Here is a 17,315-nt window from a genome sequence, read left to right as displayed (position 1 = left end):
CTCGCGATCAAGGGGAAGCACCGGAAATGAACGCCCCACACCAACCCTCGATCCTGCTGAGGCTACTTGGCGCGCTCATCGGCCTGATGGGGCTGGGCCTCGCTGCAGCCGGCATCTGGCTGATCGCGCTCGGCGGCAGCTGGTACTATCTCATAGCCGGGCTCACTCTGTTGGCGACGGCGGTACTGCTGTTCCGTCGACAGGCCGCGGCCTTGTGGTGCTATGCCGCCTTGCTCGTCGGGACGATGATCTGGGCGGTCTGGGAAGTGGGCCTTGATTTCTGGTCCCTTGCGCCGCGCGGTGATATCCTTGTCCTAGTCGGTGTCGTGCTCGTCCTGCCATGGATTGTGCGGCGGCTCGGCGCTGCTCGCTGGCCGGGCCCCGCCTGGCCGCTGGTTGGCTCCCTCGTGCTCGCCGCCCTCATCGCGCTCGGCTCCGGGCTGAGCGACCGCTTCAACATGGACGGCGAGCTGCCCGGCGCACGTGCGCAGGCCAACGCCGATCTCTACTCCGGCGTGCCGCAGCAGGACTGGACCGCCTACGGCCGCTCCTGGCGGGGCGATCGCTGGTCGCCGCTGAACCAGATCACCCCGGCCAACGCGGGCAAGCTGGAGAAAGTCTGGGAATTTCACACCGGCGATCTCCAGCGCAAGACTGACCCTGAAGAATTTACCTACGAAGTGACGCCGATCAAGGTCGGCGATCTCGTCTACTTCTGCTCGCCCCACAACATCGTCTTCGCCGTGGACGCCGAGACCGGACAGGAGGCATGGCGCTACGACCCGAACATCCGCTCCTCCAAGCAGATGCAGCATCTCACCTGTCGCGGCGTCTCGTACCACTCCGCTTCGCGTCCAGGAGCCGAAACGTCCGCCACCGGCGATTGCCGGAACCGCATCATCATGGGCACCAACGATGCGCGCCTGATCGCACTGGATGCGCGGACGGGGCGTCTTTGCCCAGGCTTCGGGGACAATGGCCAGGTCGATCTCTGGCCGGGTGCCCCCGAACACCCGCGTGGCTGGTGGCAGGTCACCTCGCCCCCTCTCATCATCGACAATCTCGCGATTCTGGGCGGCGCGGTCTACGACAACAAATCGACCTTCATGCCTTCCGGCGTCGTCCGGGCCTACGACGTGGTGACCGGCGAACCGGTGTGGGCCTTCGATCCCGGCAACCCGGAAGACACCACACCCAAGGAGGCGGGCGCGGGCGCCTATGTCCCGTCCAGCCCGAACAGCTGGACGATCGCTGCCGCCGATGCACAGCTCGGCCTCGTCTACATACCGACTGGCATGGCCGCCATCGACCAGTGGGGTGGCCGCCGGACACCGGAGACAGAACGGTTCGCGTCTGCGATCGTGGCGCTGGATGCCAAGACCGGCAAAGTTCGCTGGGTCTACCAGACGGTCCATCACGACTTGTGGGACATGGACGTTCCCGCCCAGCCCGCCCTCATCGACCTCGACCTGCCCGACCGGGGACGTGTTCCCGCCCTTGTCCAGTCGACGAAGACCGGCAATCTCTTCGTGCTTGATCGCCGTACCGGTGAGCCGGTCTTTCCCGTAACGGAGCGGCCGGTGCCCGCCGGGGCCGTGGCAGGGGACCGCACGTCGCCGACGCAGCCCTTCTCCTCCGTCAGCCTCATGCCCGAGAAGCCCGTGACCGAAGCGGACATGTGGGGCGCGACGATGTTCGACCAGCTTGCCTGCCGGATCGCCTTCCAGCGCCTGCGCTACGAAGGGCCGTTCACGCCCCCCTCCGAACAGGGAACGCTCGTCTTTCCAGGCAACTTCGGCGTCATGGACTGGGGCGGCATGGCCTACGACCCGGTGCGCATGATTGCCATCGCGCACCCGAACTACATTGCTTTCGTGGACAGGCTCATCCCGCGTGAAAATCCGACGGATCCGCGCGCGGCCGCCGCATCGGATGAACCGCAGGGCCCTTCCGGAGGTTCCGACCTGGCCGGGTCCGACATCAAGGGCTTCAATCCCAACCATGGCGCGCCTTACGCCGTGGCACTCAATGCCTTTCGTTCGGCGCTCGGCCTTCCGTGCCAGGCGCCGCCATGGGGCTACGTGACCGGCATCGACCTCGTGACGGGCAAGAAGGTGTGGCAGCACCGCAATGGCACCACGCGCGACCAGGCACCGATTCCGCTGCCGTTCAAGATGGGCGTTCCTTCGCTGGGCGGTCCGATCGTCACGGCGGGCGGCGTTGCGTTCCTCGGCTCCGCGCTCGACTACTATCTTCGCGCATACGATGTCACCACCGGCGAGGTGCTGTGGCGGGGCCGGCTGCCGGCGGGTGGACAGGCAACTCCGATGAGCTACTGGTCGGCGGAAAGCGGGCGACAGTTCGTCGTGATCGCGGCCGGAGGCCACGGCAGCCTGGGCACGAAAGCGGGCGACAGCATCGTGGCTTATGCCTTGCCAAAGAGCGCGCGATAGGCGTGCGGCTGTGAACGCGAGGCGTAATCAGCGCTGACGGGTTCGGCGCGGGCACGCCTGCCGTTCAGTCCGCCTCTGCGGGAAGCCATTGCGGCTTTGTGAGTTTATGTTGCACCGCAGCATCGGCTCTTGTCTTGCCGATGCGCCTGCATATACGAGCGCCAAAGGCGTCTCCAAGAGGTTCGATTTGGCTGGTGAGTATCTGGGTCTGCGGAGCGCTGCCGCATGGCTCTCGGAAGTCGTTGGGCCCGACAAAGGCTATGTGAACGTCGGCATTGTCTACACATTGGCGATCACCCTTCTGTCACTCGCGATGCCGATTTCAGTGCAGCTGCTGATCAATTCGGTAGCGCGTACGGGGCTGGCGGCGCCGCTGTGGATCTTGTCGGGCGTGTTACTGGTGCTGCTCCTGCTGGTCGCGGGATTGAGCGCGCTTCGCATCTATCTGCTGGCGATGTTCGAGCGCCGCATCTTCGCCCGCGTCGTGGCCGAAGTCACGGTGCGGGCCGTCCATGCGCAAAACCCGTTCTTCGCCGACGACAGCCGCGGCAGCCTGTTCAATCGCTATTTCGACATGGTGGTCGTCCAGAAGGCCGTGCCCAGCCTGGTGATCGGCGCCTTCACGATCATTCTTCAGGGAGCCGTGGGCCTGGTCCTCACCAGTTTTTATCATCCCTTCTTCCTGGCCTTCAACATTATCCTCGTGGCGGTGTGCCTGCTGATCTGGCTGGTCTGGCGCCATGGGGCGATCACCGGCGCTGTCGGCGTCTCCCATGCCAAGCATGAAGCGGCCCATTGGCTCGAAAGTGTCGGCGCCTCCAACGGGTTCTACAAGTCAGCGCGCCACCTCGACTTCGCCATGGACCGGTCCGAAGCGGTCACGGCCAATTACATCCAGGCGCACCGCCGCTACTTTCGCTACAGCTTCGCGCAGGCGCTTGGCTATTTCCTGGTCTATGCGCTGGCTGCGGCGGCGCTGCTGGCGTTGGGCGGAAACCTCATCCTGGCCGGGCAGCTTTCCATTGGTCAGCTGGTGGCGGCGGAGCTGATCCTGTCCGGCGTCTTCTACGGCATCTATCAACTCGGATGGTATCTCGACACCTTCTACGACCTGGTGGCGAGTTCGGAGGAGCTGTCGCAGATCTTCGCGATACCGCAAGAACCGGCGGGGCTGAGCGGGCAGGCGCCGCCTGACGGCTCGGTGCACTTCCGCGAGGTCGCGCTGAACCGCTCCTGCTTCGACTTCGCGATCGGCAGCGGCGAGCAGGCCATCGTGGTGGCCGAGCCCGGTGTCGAGAACCAGATCGCGTTGCTGCTGAAACGCCATGCCACTCCCGATCGCGGGCTGCTGTCGATCGGAGGCAGCGAACTGGGCAGCTTCGACATGTATCTGCTGCGATCGGCGGTAGTCGTGCTCAATCGCCCGACGATCGTGGATGTTACGATCCGCGAATATCTCAATCTGGCGACAGGCAGCGTCTCCGACGGGGCCAGGATCATGCAGACGCTCGACATGGTTGGCCTTGCCGCGCGCATATCCAGCCTGCCCAATGGTCTGGACACGCGGCTCGCCAGTTCGGGCTCCCCCCTCTCCATCGTCGAAGTGATGCAGCTGAAGCTTGCCATGGCGCTACTGAGTGGTCCCAAGGTGCTGCTCCTGTCCCAGCTTTACGACATGATGCCTGCCGAGGCTCTGCGCACGACGCTTCATAGGCTGCGGGAGCATGGGACGACGGTGCTCCTCTTCACCGGCCGTCCCGAAGCGCTGGACCTTGATGGCTACTACTGGCTTGGTGCGCGCGCGCAGCACCGCTTTGCCGATCAGGCCGCCCTCGCCCGGTTCGTGGCCACGCGGGAGACGCGGCCATGACGATCGAGGCGGCCCAGCTGAGGCATTTCCGATCCCTCGCCCGCCTCAGACCGCCTCGCGCGGCCGTTGTCGTCGCCTGGCTTATCCTGCTCGGCATTCTGCTGATGGTCGCCATCCTCTTCGTGCCCTGGCGGCAGACGGCGCAGGGACGCGGCCAGGTCATCGCGCTTGACCCGGACGAGCGGCCGCAGCAGGTGTCCTCTCTGGTCGAAGGCCGCGTGGACCGCTTCTTCGTTCGCGATGGTCAGCTGGTGAAGGCCGGCCAGCCGATCGTCCGCGTGGTCGACGTGGATCCCGACTTTCTGGAGCGGTTGGCGGCCGAAAAAGCCCAGATCGAGGCACAGATCAGCGCGATCGAGCAGTCGCGCTCAGTTGCCGCGATCGACGTCGGACGCACCCGTCAGCTCTACGCCGAAGGTCTTGCCGCGCGGCGGGACTACGAACAGACTCAGATCAAGGTGGCCGACGCGAACGCCAAGCTTGCCGAGGCGCGTGCGAAGCTGAAACAGATCGAAGTGCAGCAGCGGCGCCAGTCGGCGCAGGTCGTCACCGCGCCCCGGGACGGGCGCATACAATCGCTGAATGCGGGTGCGGGTGGTGCGTTGATTTCCGCCGGCACGGTCCTGGCGATGATCGCGCCGGAGCAGATCGAGCGTGCGGTCGAACTCTACGTCAATGGCCGCGACATCCCGCTGGTTGACCAAGGCCGTCCTGTGCGGCTGGAGTTCGAGGGCTTCCCCGCCTTTCAGTTCAGCGGCTGGCCGGCCTTCGCAGCAGGGATCTATGACGGGCAGGTCCGCTCCGTCGACCCGACCCCGCGCGCAGATGGCCTGTTCCGCGTGCTTGTTGAGCCCCGCCCCGGCAAGCCCGCCTGGCCCGAACGCCGCTTCGTCCGCCAGGGCAGCAAGGTGCTCGGCTGGATCCAGGGTAACAACGTGACGGTGGGCTATGAACTGTGGCGCCAGCTCAACGATTTCCCGCTCAACTTCGGTCAGGATCAGGTGGCGCAGAAAGAAGACGCCGAGGCCGGGAAAAGCTCGATCGAGAAGAAAAAGAAGTGACCATGCGCATCATGATCGGTGCGGTAGCGCTGCTCTGGTCCGCGACGGCAGCCGCCGCTCAGGCGCAGGCAGGGGTGCAGAACAGCGGCGGCGAAACGGCGGCGACCACCCCGGCCCGCAGCGGCCCACTGACGCTGGATGAAGTGCTGCGATCGTCCGCCCGCTCCGCGCCCGACATCATCGCCGCCCTTGCCCGCAATCGCCAGGCCGAGGCGCGGGCGCTGACGGCGCAGGGGGCGTTCGACACGGTGTTCGCGGTCGAGGGGCGCAGCCGGGTCGAAGGCTACTATGACGGCACCGAAGTCGCCGGAAAGGCCGAACAGCCGTTTCCGGACAATGGCGGCTACATCTACGGCCAGTACCGCGTTTCGCGCGGGGACTTCCCGGTCTATGAGGACAAGGCTTATACGAACCGTTTGGGCGAGGTGAAGGTCGGCGCGCTCTATGCTCTCCTGCGCGATCGTCTGATCGACGCGCGGCGATCCGAATTCCGGCTTGCGGCCAACGACATTGACATCGCCCGGTTCGAGACCAAGGCGACCAGCATAGGCGTGCAGGCCCGGGCGATTGACGCCTACCAGAAGTGGGTGGCAGCCGGACTGAAGCTCAAGGCGTATCAGGCGCTGCTGGCGCTGGCGCAGGATCGCACGCATGGCATCGAGCGCCAGGTCGCGCTGGGGGCGAGGCCCGACATTCTGCTGACGGAGAACGAAGCCAATCTGGTCAGGCGACAGGCCTTCGTCGTGGAGGCGCAGCAGGCTCTCCGCGTGGCCGCCATCAAGCTCTCGCTCTATTATCGCGACGAACAGGGCCTGCCGGTCATCGTCGAGGACACGCGCCTGCCTGAGGAGACGAGCGCCCTTGGCGGGCTGAGGATCGATCCCGCCTTCAACCTGGAAGGCCGCCCGGACTTCGCCATCCTTCTGGAGGAGATCGACAAGGCGACGGTCAGGCTGGCACTCGCGCGTAACGACATGAAGCCACGGCTGGACGTGCGTGGCGAAGTCGCCAAGGACGTCGGGCCCGAAGGGCTCGGCGGGTACAGCCGCACACCGCTGGAGATGATCGTGGGCGTCACCTTCAAGATCCCGCTGCAGAACCGCAAGGCGAAGGGCAAGCTGGCCGAGACGCAGGCGAAGATCGACGAGCTGAGCATCAAGCAGCAACTGCTCGCCGAAAAGATCCGGGCTGAAGTCGCCGCCATCGGCATCGAGGTAGAAACGGCCCGGCAGCTGGTGGAGACGACTGAGCGCGAAACCGCACTGGCCGAGCGGCTCGGGAACGCGGAACGCCGCCGCTTCGATCTTGGATCGAGCGACTTCTTCCTGGTCAACCAGCGTGAGGAGAGTGCGACCAGCGCGCAGGTGAAGCTGATCGAGGCTCTCGCCCGCATCGCTGCCGCCCGCGCCGAGATGGCGGCAGCAACCGCTGATGAGGATGCGCTGGGCCTGGTTGTACGGCCGGCAGACGAATAGCTCTGCAGACCGTTGCACCGACCCGGCTCATCAGAAGTGCGTCGCCAGCGACACCTCCACGCTGCGGGGCGCGCCGACGTAGATGTCGTTGGAGCCATACCCGGAATACTCGCCGTAGAACGCGTCCGTGAGATTGCGCCCACGCAGCGCCAGAATAACCTGATCGTTGATCTTCCAGGACACTGCCGCGTCGAAGGTGGTTCGGCCCTTGACCAGAATGGTGTTCGCGGTGTCGGTGTAGAAGCCCGAGACATGGCGAACGAACCCGCTCAGCGTCACGGGCACGCCGGGCAGCGTGTAAGCCACGTTGGCCGCCGCAGTCGTCGAAGGGACGTTGACCGGCCGGTTGCCGGACCGGTCGATACCGCCCGCCTCGATCAGCTCGTCGTACCGAGCGTCGGCATAGCTGACGCTGCCGCCGAGCGAGAGTGTGTCGGAAATGGCGGCGTCCAGACTCAGCTCCACGCCTTGTGAAGACTGCCTTCCGCCCTGCACGGTAAGGGTGGGATCATTCGGATCGCGGGTAATGATGTCATCCTGAACGATCCTGTAGGCAGCGCCGGTCACCGTCAGGCGCTTGTCGAAGGCCAGGAGCTTGAAACCCGCCTCATAGGAAAAGCCCTTGGTCAGCTTGAACCGGGTGTTGGCCAGCGGCATCAGCAGGATCGAGGACACCGGGCTGACGGCGGTCGTGTACTGCCCGTAGAGCGTGAGGCCCGGCATCACCGCATAGCTGCTGCCCACGCGCCAGGAAATCGGGTCGTACCGGGGATTGGCGCGGGTGACGGGGTTGGACGTGACGAGATAATCCGTCGAGGCGCGGTCGAGATCCATGTGATCGTACCGGATGCCGCCGACCAGAAGCAACTTCCCCGTCAGGTTCAGGGCGTTCTCGGCAAAGATCGAAGCGGTCCTCAGACGTGAATCGAAGTTGACGTTCGATGCGCGATACTGCGTCCCGTTCACCGGGAACGTCCCGACGGCCGGATCGAAAGGATCGACCTGCGGAACCAGTGTGCCGGTGCTCGTCTCCCGCAGGCTGGAGAGGTCGGTGTGATTGTACTCGGCGCCGATCGTGAAGCGGTTGCGCAGCCCCGCGATCCTGCCTTCGTTGGCCAGGGCCATGCGCACGTTCCAGAACGCGTGGTCATGATAGAAGCGGGTAAGAACGCGCTGGATGCTGCCGTTCGGAAAGCCGAGGCTGGGCGCGATGAAGGTGCGCGTGCCGTTGTTCACGAAGGCACGGTCCGCAGTGTACCAGAGCAGATCGGTACCCAGCGACCAGCCGGCGCCAAGCTTCAGGTCGATGCGGGAGCGTATGGTCGTGTCGTCCGCGCCGGAGTATCCGCCATGGGGTGTGTAGTTGCGGCGGCGCGTGGCGTTGTCGATCACCATGCCGTTGGCCGTGGACACCGCCCTCGCCGGATCGCGGGCAAAGGCCAGTGGAATGAGCACCGCTCCCTGATACGCGCTGTCCGAAAGGTCGCTGTAATGATCGACCGCCAGCAGAACGGAGAGGTCGGCCGCAGGCTGGAACAGCAGGCTGGCGGTCAGGCCGCTCGATCGCGTCTCGTTGTTGTCGACGTCATAGAGGCTGTCGGAATGGAGGTAGCTGGCGTCTGCGCGCAGGGCGAGCGTGTCCGACAGCTGGTAGTTGACGCCGCCCGCCGCCGAGAGCGTGTCGAAGCTGCCGTAGCTCAGAAGCGCATCCAGGTGATTGCCGTCAAAGGCTGGCTTACGCGTCACCTTGTTGATGACGCCGCCGAGCGCCCCTTCGCCGAACAGCACCGACGCCGGTCCCTTGATGACTTCGATCCGGTCGAAATGCCAGGTGTTGGTGTCGCGCTGGACCACGGTGGAGGAGGAGATGCGCACGCCATCCTGCAGGATCGAGACGACATTGCCTGCAAAGCCGCGCATGCTGACGACGGCAGGGTTGCCGGGCACGTTGCCGGCTATGACGCCGGGGACGTCGGCGAAGGCCTCGCGTGCGGTCCTTAGTCCACGGAACTCCAGATCGGCCCGGGTCAGGGTCTCGATGCTGGCCGGAGTTTCCATCACGGTGAGATCGAGCCGGCTGCCGGCGTCGCTGCGCTGTTCCAGCTTCACCTGGTCGCGATGGCCGGTCACCGTGATCGTGGGGTTGCGGGGCGCCTCGTCGGCAAACGCAGGCGTAGCCGCCAACCCGGCAAAGAGGGCGAGGAGTGATGCTTTCAAGATCTGCTCCGTGTTGCAAGTGATGTGGCGCGCGCCCGCGTGCGGCGGCCCCAGTGAAGGATGCCGGTGACGAAAAGTACCGTGGGGACGAGGCCGACGATCAGGGCGAGGATGCGGGTGGAAAGACCACCGATCGTGCCGTCGTGCAGCACCCGTATCCACGCGATGATGGTCGTGGATGCGTTGCCGCGCCGCACGTCGTGCACGGCAAGGACTGCTCCTGAATGCTGGTCGATGAAAACGTAGCTGCCGGGGAAGCGGCGATGCGGATCACCCGGGACCTGGAGGCGGACCCGGAACGGTTCGGATCCCGGTTCCGGTACGTCCACGAAGGAAAGACGACCATCCGGCAGTGCGTGGTGGGCTGCCAAAAGAGCCCGTGCGATGGAAATCTGTTCGCCCGACATCCTGGCTGAGACCGGGCGCGGCATCGCGTCGGGCCTGGCCACGGCAGCGGCAAGCAGGGAGGTTCGGACCTCGGGCAGCGCAAGGAGCGCTCCGGTGCCGGACAGGATGAGGAGCAGGATGAAGCTCCAGAGACCACTCAGCTTGTGAAGGTCCCTCAACCGGCGCAACGGTGCGGCACCGCGCCTGAAGGCCAGCGCCTTGCCCCAGCTTGCGCGCGGCCACCACACGGCAAGGCCCGTCATCAGCAGGACGAACACGGCATAGCCGGACCAGCCCACGACCTGACGCCCGGGATCGCCCGCAAGCAGGTCCATGTGGAGCTGGTACAGCCAGCTCATGAGGTATCCGCCCCAGGGCTCGGCGCGCAGGACGCGGGAGCCGTCGGCGGAAAACCACACCATCTCGCGATCGGCATGGTGGTGGTCGCCGTGATCGGAGGCGGGATAGAACCGGGCGGGAATGGCGCCGGCTTCTTCGGTCGCTTCGAAGGACCATCTGCCGCGTTGATCCTTCCAGTGCGCCCGGCCCGTTGCGAGGGCGCGGTCCCACGCGGCGGAATTCCAATCGAGAGCGCGTGCCGCGGAGACCTGCTCGATCTTCGGGTGCAGAGCCTTGTCGATCTCGACATAGAAGACCAGTGCCGACCCGGTCAGCCCCAGCACGGCGAAGATCAGCCCGAGGCTGAGGCCAAGCCACAGATGGACCTGACGGACGAACACGCGCGGCCGGGCCATCACCGTGCACGCCCCGGCGGGACGGGAGAAATCGACAGCGCGCACTGCGAACCGGCGCGCTCACGGGAGCGCAAGGCAAGAACCAACATGAAATACGGCTCCGGCAGGGGCCGGGACAGCGCGTCGCAGCGCTTCCGGCCGTTTCCGACAAACGATTCAGCGTGTCAGATCAGTACCGGAGGGCCGCGCAAGGGCGGGCGCAGATTGGAGATGTGCTCCGCGAGCGCGAAACGGATGGGCGCGAAGCCCAGGGCCATGATAAACGCCATGGCGAGCGCCAGCAGAACCGGGTGCGCCCCACCCAGAGAGACCATCGAGAGCGCGCCGTAAGGGCATTCACCCTTCGCAGGCTTGCCCGGCACCTCGTTCTGGGACGCCTTCATGGGCACCGCGATCTTGAGATCGGGCCCCTCCCCGCTTGCATCATGGCAGATCTGGACGGTGATGGTGCGCGTGTCCTGCGCCACCATGTATCCGCTTGGCACGATGATCTTCAGGCACAGCGCGATCGCGATGAGCGCGAAAGCCAGCGCGTTGTGCTGCCTGAAGAAAGTGCGGAGCGTCTCCATCGACCCAGGACAGTAGCGCCGAGCAGGCGACATGTCACCTGGGCAAGTTGCCTCAAGACAGCCCGGCGCCATGCAGGCGCGTCGGTGACCGGACCGGCGGGCATCGTGCCTGCCGGTCCGGTCCTCACTCTCAGTACTTGGCCGAGATGGAGCCACCGATGACGCGGGGTTCGTTGAACACCGCGGCCATGTAGTTCTCGATCACGCCCTTGAGGTTCTTCTCGTTCGTGATGTTGCGCGCGAAGGCCGCGATCTCGTAGCGGCCGCCGGGAGCGGTGTAGCCGATGCGCAGGCCGCCTTCGAAGTCGCCGTCGGAGTGGAACTCCCTGGTCTTGTAGAGCACGAAGTTCGTGTAGCCCTGCAGCATCCAGTCCGTCGCCGCGAAGAGCGTGCCGCCGTTGCCCAGCGGTACGTCGTAGCGCGCGGTGAGGTTGGCGGTGTACTTCGGTGCGTTGGGCAGCGGGTTGCCGTCGATCTGGGCGAAGACGCCGCGGGCGTTGGTGAGCGTCGGGTCCTCCACCGTGCAGACGACGGTGCCGTTGAGAGCGCAGACCTGCGCGTAGACGTCGGGATCCTTGATCTCGGTGTGCAGCAGGCTGAGACCCGCCGTCAGCGTGAGGTTGGGGATCGGACGCGCCTCCAGCTCGGCTTCCAGACCGTAGGCCTCGGCCTTGTCGGCGTTGAACAGCACACCGTTGCCGTCGCTGTCGTTGCCGTTGAGCTGGATGTCCTTCACCCGGTAGGCGAAGCCCGACAGGTTGAAGCGCACCTTGTTGTCGAACAGCGTCGTCTTTATGCCCGCTTCGCCTGACAGGATCGTCTCGGAATCGGCCGTCGTGAAGTCCGAGTTGAACACCGCGGAGCGGCCCTGGATCGTGGGTCCACGGAACCCTTCGGCAACGCGCGCGTAGACGCTGACCTCGGGGCTGGCTTCATACATCACGCTCACGTCCCAGCTGGGCTTCTCATCCGAGAGGCGGACGTAGCGGCGACCGGTGTAAGTGACGGTGCCGTCCGGGCGGTCGGCGGTCTTGAGCAGGCGGGTCTTCTTGGTGTCGTTAGTGTAGCGGCCACCGGCGGTCACGGTCAGGCCCGGTGCCAGCTCGTAGCTCGCCTGACCAAACAGCGCCCAGCTGGTGTTCTCGTTGCGCAGGCGCACCCAGTTGTTGGGATTGCGGGCGGCGCCTTCGAGGAAGTAGGCGCGTTGGTAGAAGTCGGTGATGTTGCGCTCTTCGAACCACATCGCGCCGACCTGCCACTTGAAGCGGGTGTCACCGCTGCTCGCCAGGCGCAGTTCCTGCGTGAGCTGGTCGAGGTCGCGCACGTTGCCTTGCGACTGGCCGAAGCCGTTGGCTACACCGTTTACCGGGTAGTCCGCACCCGCGCCACCGTCGGTGTCGCCACGGCTGTACCCCTTGGTGGTTTCCCAGCCTGTGATCGAGGTCAGCGTGACCGGGCCGAAGTCCAGTGCGATGCGGTTCGATGCGCCGTAAGTGTCGTAGGCCTGGGGGTTGTTGTGTGCCTCGTCGAGGGCGATCTTGTCGCGCGGTTCGGCTTCGACCGAGTTCGAGCCCTTCTTGAGCGCGTTGCGGTGGAAGATCGTCGAAGTGCCCTCGTAACTGCGCGCGTGGAAGCTGGTCAGCATAGAGAAATTGCTGCCCACCGGCTCCAGCAGCAGCTGGATGCGCCCGTCGCGCTCCTCGAAGCCTCCCATGGCGTTCTTCTTGGGCGAGACGGTGCCATCGGCGCTGGGGCCATCATAGAGGTTGTCCACCCAATCGTCTCGGCGCTGGTAGAGCCCAGAGACGCGCACCGCGAGGGTGTCCTGAATCAGCGGCCCGCCGACGCCCGCGTCCACGTTGACCGAGTTGTACTCGCCGTAGCTGGCGTTGACACGGCCCGCCCAGCGATCGGTCGACGGCCGGATGGTGTCGACCTTGATGATGCCTGCCGTGGTGTTGCGGCCGAACAGCGAACCCTGCGGCCCGCGCAGCACTTCCACCTGGTCCATGTCGTAGACCGGATTCGACTTCAGCACGACGTGTTCGAGCACGATATCGTCGTGGATGATCGAGACCGGCTGCGAGGCGCCAAGATAGAAGTCGATGTTGCCGAGGCCGCGGATGTAGAAGCGCGGGAAGATGCGGCCGGTGGTGGTCTCGGCGTAAAGGCCCGGGACGCGGCCCGAGAGCGACAGAATGTCGTCGCCGCCGGCCTGCAGGCCGCGCAGCTGGTCACCACTGACGACTCCGACGGAGACAGGAACGTTCTGCAGGCTCTCGGTGCGGCGCTCTGCGGTCACCACGATATCGCCGAGGCCCTCGCCCGAAGCCGGATCGGCCGCAGCGAGGTCCTGCGCGAATACGTGCGCCGGTATCAGCAGCGCAGCGACCGCGCAGGTCAGACGAAAGCCGGATTTCACGGCGTTCTTGTTTGCCATTTTACTTGGTTTTCCCTCACGTTGGTGTTCTGGCGGGAGGGCGGTTACTTGCCCTTGATGACACCGGGATGACCGCTGAGCCGCAGGCCCGCGTCCATTCCGCGCCGGAGAAATTCGGGTGGAGGCGAAGGATGGCCCCTCGTGTGCAGAAGCGCACATTTAGCGGTTCTCGGCTGGCCGGGAGAATGGTAGAAAGCGCCGCTCCGTCGCAGGGTGGAAAAGCGCGGGCGCAGCTCTCGTCGGGGCCGCCGGAAACACTCCTCATCTTCTCCCAGCAACTGGACGACAGGGGACTGACAGCATGACCTACATCGAGACAAGCGACGGCACGCGGATCTTCTACAAGGACTGGGGGCCAAGGGACGCGACCCCGATCGTGTTCCATCACGGCTGGCCGCTCAGTGCCGATGACTGGGACAACCAGATGATGTTCTTCCTGCTGAAGGGCTACCGCGTCATCGCGCACGACCGCCGCGGTCACGGCCGCTCCACGCAGACCTTCCTCGGCAACGAGATGGACACCTACGCCGCCGACGTGGCGGCGCTTACCGATGCGCTCGATCTGAAGGACGCGATCCACATCGGCCATTCGACCGGAGGCGGCGAAGTCGCGCGCTATGTGGCCCGCGCGAAGCCCGGCCGCGTCTCCCGGGCGGTGCTGATCGGTGCCGTGCCGCCGGTCATGGTGAAATCGGAGAAGAACCCGGGCGGGCTTCCGCTGGAGGTGTTTGACGGCTTCCGCGACGCGCTGGTCGCCAACCGTGCCCAGTTCTTCCTGGATGTGCCTTCAGGCCCGTTCTACGGCTACAACCGGCCGGGCGCCAAGGTGGACCAGGGTGTCATCCAGAACTGGTGGCGACAGGGAATGATGGGCGGCGCAAAAGCGCATTACGACTGCATCAAGGCCTTCAGCGAAACCGACTTCAGCGACGACCTGAAGCGGATGGAGGTGCCGACGCTGGTCATGCACGGCGACGACGACCAGATCGTACCTTATGCGGACTCGGCGCCGCTTTCCGCCAAGCTTCTCCAGAACGCCACCCTGAAGACCTATCAGGGGCTGCCGCACGGCTTGTGCACCACCCATCCCGACGTCGTGAACACCGATCTGCTCGCCTTCATCAGGAGTTGACCGGCCAAGGCCGCGCACTGCTTCGCCACGGGCGCAGTGCGCGGCTGCGCGGGTTTTACAATCAACCCGTGTCAACGGATGCGCGGTAGTCCTCGTCCGCGGCCTTCCCCATCCCGGTAACCGGGGAGCCATCGACCAGCTCCTGAAACTGCAGGAACATCGATCCGGACGGCGCTTTATTACAGTTCGGCCGTGTTCCGGGCACGTATCAGCCGTACTGCAGCTCCTGAATTTTCAGGGCTGGATGTAAGGCAACATCTTGCCCGAATAGCGGTCTATGATCCCACTGGAGGCGCATCGGGATGGCTGAGGAAGAGGATACGGTCCACTACGAAGGGGCCGAAGGTGGTTGGGGCTCCGTTCGCGGCATGGCGGAAATCGCCTGGCGAGAAAAGCCGACCCCGGCTGTCCTGAATACCCTTCGCCGCCAGAACAAGGTGAAGGGATTCATGTGCGTGTCCTGCGCATGGACCAAACCTGCCCAGCCTCATCCCCTTGAGTTTTGCGAGAACGGTGCAAAGGCGACATTGTGGGAACTGACTTCTCGGCGCTGTACGCCTGAAGTTCTCGCGGCGCACACGGTCAGCGAGCTCAAGACCTGGAAGGATCATGATCTCGAGCAACTCGGCCGCATCACTCACCCGATGCGTTACGATCGCGCCTCCGACAAGTATGTGGCCTGCGACTGGGAAGAAGCCTTCGCCGCCATCGGCCGGGAACTGAAGGCGATCGATCCCGGCGCAACAGTCTTCTATTCCTCGGGCCGCGCGAGCCTTGAGACGAGCTACCTCTATGCCCTGTTCGCCCGGCTCTACGGGCACAACAATCTGCCCGACAGTTCGAACATGTGCCACGAGACCACGTCGGTCGCCTTGAAGAAGCTGATCGGCTCGCCCGTGGGAACCTGCGTTCTTTCGGACTTCCACTCATGCGACGCGATCTTCTTCTTCGGCCAGAACACGGGCTCGAACAGCCCTCGCCTCCTCCATCCGCTACAGGAGGCGGTGAAGCGCGGCTGCAAGATAGTCACTTTCAACCCCATTCGCGAAAAAGGGCTGGAGGTGTTCAAGAATCCGCAGAGCCCCGTGGAGATGCTGACTCCCAAGGAGACACAGATCTCGACGCTCTACCTCCAGGTGAAAGCGGGCGGCGACATCGCCGCGATCACCGGCCTGATCAAACATGTCCTGGCCGCAGAGGAGAAAAAGTGGGCCGAGGAAAAGCTCCACGTCCTCGACGTTGACTTCATAGAGCAGCACACCAGCGGCTTCGAGGCGATGAAGGCCCATGCCGAGGCGACCAGCTGGGAGGAGATCGAACGCGAAAGCGGTCTTACCCGCGCCGATCTCGAAGAGGCTGCGCAGATCTACGTAGAGGCCAAGCGCTCGATCGCGATGTACGGCATGGGCCTGACCCAGCACGTCCACGGATTCGAAAACCTGGCAGCGCTCACCAACCTATGGCTTCTGAAGGGCAACGTCGGCCGGGAGGGCACCGGCATCTCGCCGGTGCGCGGCCACTCCAACGTGCAGGGTCAGCGCACGGTGGGCATCGCGGAGAAGCCGGAACTCGTGCCGCTGGACAAGATCGCCGAGCAGTACGGTTTCGAGCCGCCGCGCGAGGAAGGATTGAACACGGTCAAGGCCTGCGAGAAGATCGTGTCCGGCGAAGTGAAGGCCTTCATCGGGCTGGGCGGCAACTTCGTCCGCGCCATACCCGAGCGCGAGAAGATGGAAGCCGCCTGGCAGAAGATGCGCCTGACGGTTCAGATTGCGACGAAGTTGAACCGCAGCCACCTCATCAACGGCGAAGTGGCCTATCTGCTGCCCTGTCTCGGCCGCTCCGAAGAGGATGTGCAGAAAAGCGGCGCGCAGGCCGTGACGATGGAGGATTCGCTCTCCTGCATCCATGGCTCGCTTGGCAAGAACAAGCCCGCCTCCAAGCATCTGAAAAGCGAAGTGGCGATCGTTGCTGGCATCGCCAAGGCCACGCTGCCGCCGAACCCGAAGGTGCGTTGGGACGAGTGGACCGCCGACTATGCGAAAATCCGGGATCTGATCGAGGAGACCTACCCGGAGCAGTTCCATGACTTCAATGCGCGGGTCTTCACCCCGGGCGGCTTCTATCGCGGCAACTCGGCGCGCGAGCGCGTCTGGAAGACCGAAAGCGGCAAGGCGGAATTTACCGTCCCCAAAACAATGACGTCCGTGGGTTTCGCGGCTGCCGAAGGACGCTACCGGCTCGTGACCCTGCGCTCAAACGATCAGTTCAACACCACGATCTACGGCTATTCGGACAGGCTGCGCGGGATCGAAGGAACGCGCGACGTCGTGCTCATGAACCCCGAGGACATCGCCGCCGCCGGTCTCGAAAACGGACAGGTCGTGGCGCTTGTCAGCGATGCACAGGACGGCGTGCATCGAAAGGTCGACGGGCTTACCGTCACGCCTTTCCTGCTGCCACGCGGATGTATCGGTGCCTACTATCCCGAGATGAACCCCCTCATTCCGCTGTGGTATCACGACGAGCAGTCCAAGACGCCTGCGGCCAAGGCGGTGCCGGTTCGCATCGAGACCTGATCGTCCGCGTGAGGGGCGCAACGATACTGATACTGGCGCTGGCCAGCCTCCCCGCGCTCGCCGCCTGCAGCAGGGAGGCGCGGAACCTTGGACCGAGCCTGCCGCAAACGGCACCGACAGGAAACGCGGACCCCCGCATAGCGGCCTATCAGGCCAACCTCTATCAGGTTGCCCAGGGCGGTCGCTACTTCTCCTGGTACGGCTGCTCCGGCTGTCACGACGACGGTGCTCCGGGCGCAGCGAACCTGCCTGAGAACACCGGGAATAAAAGGGGCCACGGACCGGACCGGAGCACCGGGATAAAAAAGGGCCAGTCCTGTTAGACCTTCGCTTTTGTGCGGAGGTGGAAGGATGAAGAGAGTGGAGCTTTATCAGAA

10 protein-coding genes are annotated in these 17,315 nt (G+C 64.8%); 6 read left to right on the top strand and 4 right to left on the bottom strand.

The genetic code is table 11. The features are described from left to right. The first annotated feature begins 26 nt into the window (after positions 1-26). The 4 genes from C2R25_RS08765 (at position 27) to C2R25_RS08750 (ending at position 6,859) form a co-directional block, all read left to right on the top strand. Complete coding sequence (locus tag C2R25_RS08765) at positions 27-2,453, top strand: membrane-bound PQQ-dependent dehydrogenase, glucose/quinate/shikimate family (protein ID WP_103728829.1); 2,427 nt, start codon at positions 27-29, stop codon at positions 2,451-2,453. A gap of 187 nt (positions 2,454-2,640) precedes the next feature. Further along, the gene (locus C2R25_RS08760) at positions 2,641-4,323 is read left to right on the top strand and encodes an ABC transporter ATP-binding protein (RefSeq protein WP_103728855.1); all 1,683 of its coding nucleotides are present in this window, start codon (positions 2,641-2,643) and stop codon (positions 4,321-4,323) included. After that, positions 4,320-5,384, top strand: a complete 1,065-nt coding sequence (locus tag C2R25_RS08755) for an efflux RND transporter periplasmic adaptor subunit (RefSeq protein ID WP_103728828.1) — start codon at positions 4,320-4,322, stop codon at positions 5,382-5,384. Before C2R25_RS08760 ends, C2R25_RS08755 begins: the two co-directional genes overlap by 4 nt. A 2-nt stretch (positions 5,385-5,386) precedes the next feature. Next, on the top strand, positions 5,387-6,859 hold the full coding sequence (locus C2R25_RS08750; protein WP_103728827.1) for a TolC family protein: 1,473 nt from the start codon (positions 5,387-5,389) through the stop codon (positions 6,857-6,859). A gap of 30 nt (positions 6,860-6,889) precedes the next feature. Here the strand turns inward: C2R25_RS08750 and C2R25_RS08745 are convergent, their stop codons facing one another. From C2R25_RS08745 to C2R25_RS08730, 4 genes are all read right to left on the bottom strand, one after another. After that, a complete protein-coding gene (locus C2R25_RS08745) occupies positions 6,890-9,076 on the bottom strand; it encodes a TonB-dependent siderophore receptor (RefSeq protein ID WP_233203855.1) in 2,187 nt (728 codons plus the stop codon). Beyond that, a complete protein-coding gene (locus C2R25_RS08740; RefSeq protein WP_233203854.1) occupies positions 9,073-10,263 on the bottom strand; it encodes a PepSY domain-containing protein in 1,191 nt (396 codons plus the stop codon). Before C2R25_RS08740 ends, C2R25_RS08745 begins: the two co-directional genes overlap by 4 nt. A 119-nt stretch (positions 10,264-10,382) precedes the next feature. Next, positions 10,383-10,787 (bottom strand): hypothetical protein, encoded by a 405-nt coding sequence (locus C2R25_RS08735; protein ID WP_103728825.1) that lies wholly within the window; start codon positions 10,785-10,787, stop codon positions 10,383-10,385. Between the two features lie 130 nt (positions 10,788-10,917). Continuing rightward, the gene (locus C2R25_RS08730) at positions 10,918-13,227 is read right to left on the bottom strand and encodes a TonB-dependent receptor (protein ID WP_103728824.1); all 2,310 of its coding nucleotides are present in this window, start codon (positions 13,225-13,227) and stop codon (positions 10,918-10,920) included. Positions 13,228-13,528: 301 nt separating this feature from the next. Here C2R25_RS08730 and C2R25_RS08725 point away from each other — a divergent pair, with 301 nt between their 5' ends. After that, a complete protein-coding gene (locus C2R25_RS08725; protein WP_103728823.1) occupies positions 13,529-14,359 on the top strand; it encodes an alpha/beta fold hydrolase in 831 nt (276 codons plus the stop codon). Between the two features lie 302 nt (positions 14,360-14,661). Then, on the top strand, positions 14,662-16,938 hold the full coding sequence (locus tag C2R25_RS08720) for an FdhF/YdeP family oxidoreductase (RefSeq protein WP_103728822.1): 2,277 nt from the start codon (positions 14,662-14,664) through the stop codon (positions 16,936-16,938). The last annotated feature ends 377 nt before the right edge of the window (positions 16,939-17,315 follow it).

Source organism: Novosphingobium sp. HII-3, assembly GCF_002916655.1.
GTDB classification, from domain to species: domain Bacteria; phylum Pseudomonadota; class Alphaproteobacteria; order Sphingomonadales; family Sphingomonadaceae; genus Novosphingobium; species Novosphingobium panipatense.
The sequence above is the reverse complement of the archived record's forward strand: the minus strand, read 5'-3'. Positions and strand labels throughout refer to the sequence as shown.

Excerpts from the sequence above, each read along its gene's own strand:
- C2R25_RS08720 (WP_103728822.1), top strand. The coding sequence starts at position 14,662 with ATGGCTGAGGAAGAGGATACGGTCCACTACGAAGGGGCCGAAGGTGGT.
- C2R25_RS08725 (WP_103728823.1), top strand. The coding sequence starts at position 13,529 with ATGACCTACATCGAGACAAGCGACGGCACGCGGATCTTCTACAAGGAC.
- C2R25_RS08735 (WP_103728825.1), bottom strand. The coding sequence starts at position 10,787 with ATGGAGACGCTCCGCACTTTCTTCAGGCAGCACAACGCGCTGGCTTTC.
- C2R25_RS08730 (WP_103728824.1), bottom strand. The coding sequence starts at position 13,227 with ATGGCAAACAAGAACGCCGTGAAATCCGGCTTTCGTCTGACCTGCGCG.
- C2R25_RS08765 (WP_103728829.1), top strand. The coding sequence starts at position 27 with ATGAACGCCCCACACCAACCCTCGATCCTGCTGAGGCTACTTGGCGCG.
- C2R25_RS08750 (WP_103728827.1), top strand. The coding sequence starts at position 5,387 with ATGCGCATCATGATCGGTGCGGTAGCGCTGCTCTGGTCCGCGACGGCA.
- C2R25_RS08755 (WP_103728828.1), top strand. The coding sequence starts at position 4,320 with ATGACGATCGAGGCGGCCCAGCTGAGGCATTTCCGATCCCTCGCCCGC.